General features: G+C 75.9%; 4 protein-coding genes and 1 pseudogene. All 5 read right to left on the bottom strand.

What is annotated here, in order from left to right:
- A partial coding sequence (gene cobC, locus B9S61_RS04090) for an Rv2231c family pyridoxal phosphate-dependent protein CobC (RefSeq protein ID WP_103540958.1) occupies positions 1–660 on the bottom strand: 660 nt, incomplete at its 3' end.
- Positions 650–1,552 (bottom strand): sirohydrochlorin chelatase, encoded by a 903-nt coding sequence (locus tag B9S61_RS04085; protein ID WP_103540957.1) that lies wholly within the window; start codon positions 1,550–1,552, stop codon positions 650–652. The genes B9S61_RS04085 and cobC, both read right to left, overlap by 11 nt.
- Positions 1,549–2,142 carry a precorrin-8X methylmutase gene (locus B9S61_RS04080; protein ID WP_103540956.1) on the bottom strand — a complete coding sequence of 198 codons (594 nt, stop codon included), beginning with the start codon at positions 2,140–2,142 and terminating at the stop codon, positions 1,549–1,551. The genes B9S61_RS04085 and B9S61_RS04080 overlap by 4 nt, the downstream gene beginning before the upstream one ends.
- Positions 2,139–3,824, bottom strand: a complete 1,686-nt coding sequence (gene cobJ / locus B9S61_RS04075; protein ID WP_103540955.1) for a precorrin-3B C(17)-methyltransferase — start codon at positions 3,822–3,824, stop codon at positions 2,139–2,141. Before cobJ ends, B9S61_RS04080 begins: the two co-directional genes overlap by 4 nt.
- Positions 3,821–3,979, bottom strand: a pseudogene (locus B9S61_RS42050) (bifunctional cobalt-precorrin-7 (C(5))-methyltransferase/cobalt-precorrin-6B (C(15))-methyltransferase); the annotation flags it as partial. The pseudogene B9S61_RS42050 and the gene cobJ, both read right to left, overlap by 4 nt.

Raw genomic sequence — 3,979 nt, 5'->3', positions numbered from 1 at the left:
GTAACCGATCCGCAGCCCCGCCAGCCCCCACGTCTTGGTGAGGCTGCGCAGCACGACGAGACCGGGGACGTCGGTACGGCCGGCCAGCGCCTCCCGCTCACCCGGCACCGCGTCCATGAACGCCTCGTCCACCACCAGCGTCCGTCCGGGCCGGGCCAGCCCGGCCACGACGGCCGCCGGGTGCAGCACCGACGTCGGGTTCGTCGGGTTGCCGATCACCACCAGATCGGCGTCCCCGGGCACCGCCGCCGGGTCCAGCCGGAAGCCGTCCGACTCCCGCAGCAGCACCCGGTCCACCATGTGCCCGGCGTCCCGCAGCGCCGCCTCCGGCTCCGTGAACTGCGGATGCACCACCACCGGCCGGCGCACCTTCAGCGCCCGCGCCAGCAGGACGAACGCCTCCGCCGCCCCGGCCGTCAGCAGGACCCGTTCCACCGGAAGCCCGTGCCGCGCCGCCACCGCCTCCCGGGCGGCCCGCCCGTCGGGATAGGCGGCGAGCCCGGACAGCGACGCGGCGATCCGCTCCCGCAGCCATGCCGGAGGCGTGTCCGTCCGGACGTTCACCGCGAGGTCGACCAGCGCCGAGCCGTCGTCGCGGACCTCGGCGTCACCGTGGTGGCGCAGATCGTGCCCGCCGCCGTCCACCGGATCAGTGCGCATGGGAGTGGGCGTGGCCGTGACCGTGGTGGTGGCCGTCGTCGTCGGGGTGGAAGTGCGGCTGCTGGGGGAGACCCACCTTGTCCTCGAAGCCGGGGAGCGCGATCCGGTACACACACGAGTCGCAGTTCATCCTGAGGTCACCCTTCACGGCCTCCTCGTACCGTTCCATCACCAGATCCAGCAGCTCCGGCTCCGGACCGATGACGTCCGCCGACCGTACCCCGGTCTCCGGATGGGCCGCCGCCCACCGGTCGGTCTGCCGCCGCACCCGGTCCGGCAGGATCCCGGTGAACAGGAAGTACGGCAGCACCACCACCCGCCGGGCGCCGAGGCGCGCGCACCGGTCCAGCCCGTCCGGCACGTCCGGCGCCGCCAGCGACACGAACGCCGTCTCCACCGCCGCGTAGCCGCGTCCCTCCCACAGCAGCCGCGCCGCCTTGAACACCTCGGCGTTGGCGTCCGGGTCCGTCGACCCGCGCCCCACCAGCAGGACCGTCACCTCGGCCGGGTCCCAGGACGGATCCACCGCCTCCGCCAGCCGCCGCTCCAGCACCCTCAGCAGCCCGGGGTGCGGGCCCAGCGGACGGCCGTAGGTGTACGAGACACCCGGGTGGCGCTCCTTCTCACGGGCCAGCGCCGCCGGGATGTCCCCCTTGGCGTGCCCGGCGGACACCAGCATCAGCGGAACGGCCGCGAACCGCCGCACCCCCCGCTCCACCAGCTCCGCGACGGCCTCGCCCAGTGGCGGCGGGGACAGCTCGATGAAGCCGCCCGCGACGGGCAGCCCGGGACGACGGCGCCCCAGTTCCCGCACGAAGTCACGGAACGCCTCCGCTCCGGCGTCGTCCCGGGTGCCGTGGCCGGCGATGAGCAGGGCGGGCGGGGTGGTCACAGGGTCTCCTCGGAATCGGATGGAACGGGGTGGTACAGCAGGGCGTTGAGCGCGGCTGCCGCGACCGCCGACCCGCCCTTCTCGGACACGTTGCTCACGGCGGGCAGCCCGCTCTCCCGCAACGCCGCCTTGGACTCGGCCGCCCCGACGAAGCCGACGGGCAGCCCGATGACGAGCGCGGGGGAGGCGTCCAGCGTCAGCAGCTCCTCCAGGGCGGTCGGCGCACAGCCGATCACCCACAGGGCGCCGGGCCCCACCTCCTGGTACGCCAGCCGCACGGCGTGCGCCGAACGCGTGAGCCCCGGCCCGGCCACGGCGTCCGCCAGCCGGCACACGGTCTTCCGGCGGGTGATCCCGGCCGCGACCATCTCCACGTCCGCCACGACCGGCGCCCCCGCGTGCAGCGCGGCATGCGCCCGCGCCAACGCCCCCTCGTCCATGACGAGATCGGAGGCGTACTCCAGGTCGGCCGCGGAGTGGACGACCCGCTCCACCACCGCCCGGGTCAGCGGCGGGAGGTGCGAGGTGTCGAGGCGGGCCCGCAGCCGCCGGAAGGACTCCCGCTCGATGGGGTGCACCACGCGGTTCACCGTGACTCCTCCTGCCAGCGGTAGCCACGCGGGGTGACCATGCGCCCCGCGATCGCACGGGTCGCCGTGTTGCCCACGGTCACGACCGTCATCATGTCGACCGTCGCCGGATCCAGCGCGGCCAGCGTCGTCAGCCTGCTCGACTCGTCCGCCCGGGACGCGTTGCGCACCGCCCCGGCCGGTGTCTCCGGCTCCCGGTGCTCCGCGAGGATCGCGAGGGCCTTCGGCAGCTGCCAGTCACGGCCCCGGCTGCGCGGGTTGTAGAACGTCACCACGAGGTCCGCCTCCGCCGCCGCCCGCACCCGCCGCTCGATGACCTCCCACGGCGTGTGCAGGTCGGACAGGCTGATCGACACATGGTCGTGGCCCAGCGGCGCCCCCAGGAGCGCCCCCGCCGCCAGCGCCGCCGTCACACCGGGCACCCCGACCACGTCGATGTCGTCGGACGCCTCCGCGAGCGCCGGAGAGGCCATGGCGTACACCCCGGCGTCCCCGCTGCCGATCAGCGCCACCGCCCGCCCGCGCCGGGCCTCGGCGACGGCCGTGCGGGCCCGCTCCTCCTCCGCCCCGAGACCGGACTCCAGGACGCGCGTGCCGGGACGCAGCAGGTCGCGGATCTGGTCGACGTACTGGTCGAGTCCCACCAGCACGGAGGCGCGCCGCAGTTCGGCCCTCGCCCGCGGGGTGAGCAGATCCCGCGCGCCCGGCCCCAGACCGACCACCGCGAGCCGTCCCCGCCCCGGACGCCGTACGACGGCACAGGTCGCCGTCGCGGGCCGCCCCGCCGACTTCCGCTTGGGCACCAGGAGTTCGCCCCCGCCGACCAGCGCGGAGGCCTCCGCCACCGACGGGGTGCCGACGGCGGCCAGCGGCGCGCCGGACGGGTTGGGCACCTCGACGCGCGCCAGCTCCCCGGCGGAGTACGTCACCAGGGGCACCCCGAGCCGCCGGGCCGCCGCCACGATGCCGGGCTCGTCCGCCTTGGCGTCCACGGTGGCCAGCTCGGCGACCGACGCCGCCGACAGGCCGGCCTCGCGCAGGGCCTCCTCGATCAGGCCGAGCACCTCCTCGACGGACGCGCCCTTCGAGGCCCCCACCCCGACGACGAGCGTGGGCGGCCGGAGCACCGCCTCCCGCTCGCCCGGGGCGACCAGCCGGTCGGTGACCCGGACCGTGTAAGCCCCCTCCTCCGCGACCGGCAACGGCGGCAGCGGCCACCGCACCTCGGCGCGCAACGCGACCGCCTCGCCGTCCAGCAGGGCCCGGGACACGGCGGCGACGTTCCCCTCCACCGGCAGACCGAGCGTGTCCAGGCCGGGCAGGTGGACCGCGTCCGTCGCCGTGGTGACGACGGGCTCGGCGCCCAGCACCTCGCCGACCGCGCGGGCGAGTTCGTTGGCCCCGCCACCGTGTCCGCCCACCAGCGACACGGCGAAGCGTCCGCCCTCGTCGACGCAGACCACGCCCGGATCGCCCGCCTTGTCGCCGAGCAGCGGCGCCACCAGCCGCACCACGGCCCCCGTGGCGAGAAAGCACACGAGCTGCTCGCACTCGGCGAACGCCGCCCGTACGGCGTCCGGCACGGGGCGCTCCCGGTAGACGCGCGTACGGTCCGGCCACGCCGCGGCCAGCCGGTCGCGCGCCGCCGCTCCCGCCGCGGTGGCGGAGATGAGGCCGATCACTGGGCGACTCCTTCACTGTGTGCCGGGGGCCGGACGCCCCACAGCAGGAAAACGGGATTGACGGCCGCCAGCCGGGTCACGTCGCCCGGCAGCGGCGCGAGCCGCGACGACTGCACCAGCACCCCGTCGCAGGAGAGGCCGGCGTCCGTCAGCGC

Origin of the sequence: Streptomyces sp. SM1 (assembly GCF_002910825.1) — a bacterium.
GTDB classification, from domain to species: Bacteria; Actinomycetota; Actinomycetes; order Streptomycetales; family Streptomycetaceae; genus Streptomyces; species Streptomyces okerensis.
Note: the sequence above shows the minus strand (reverse complement) of the source record. Positions and strands in the feature narration are given on the sequence as shown.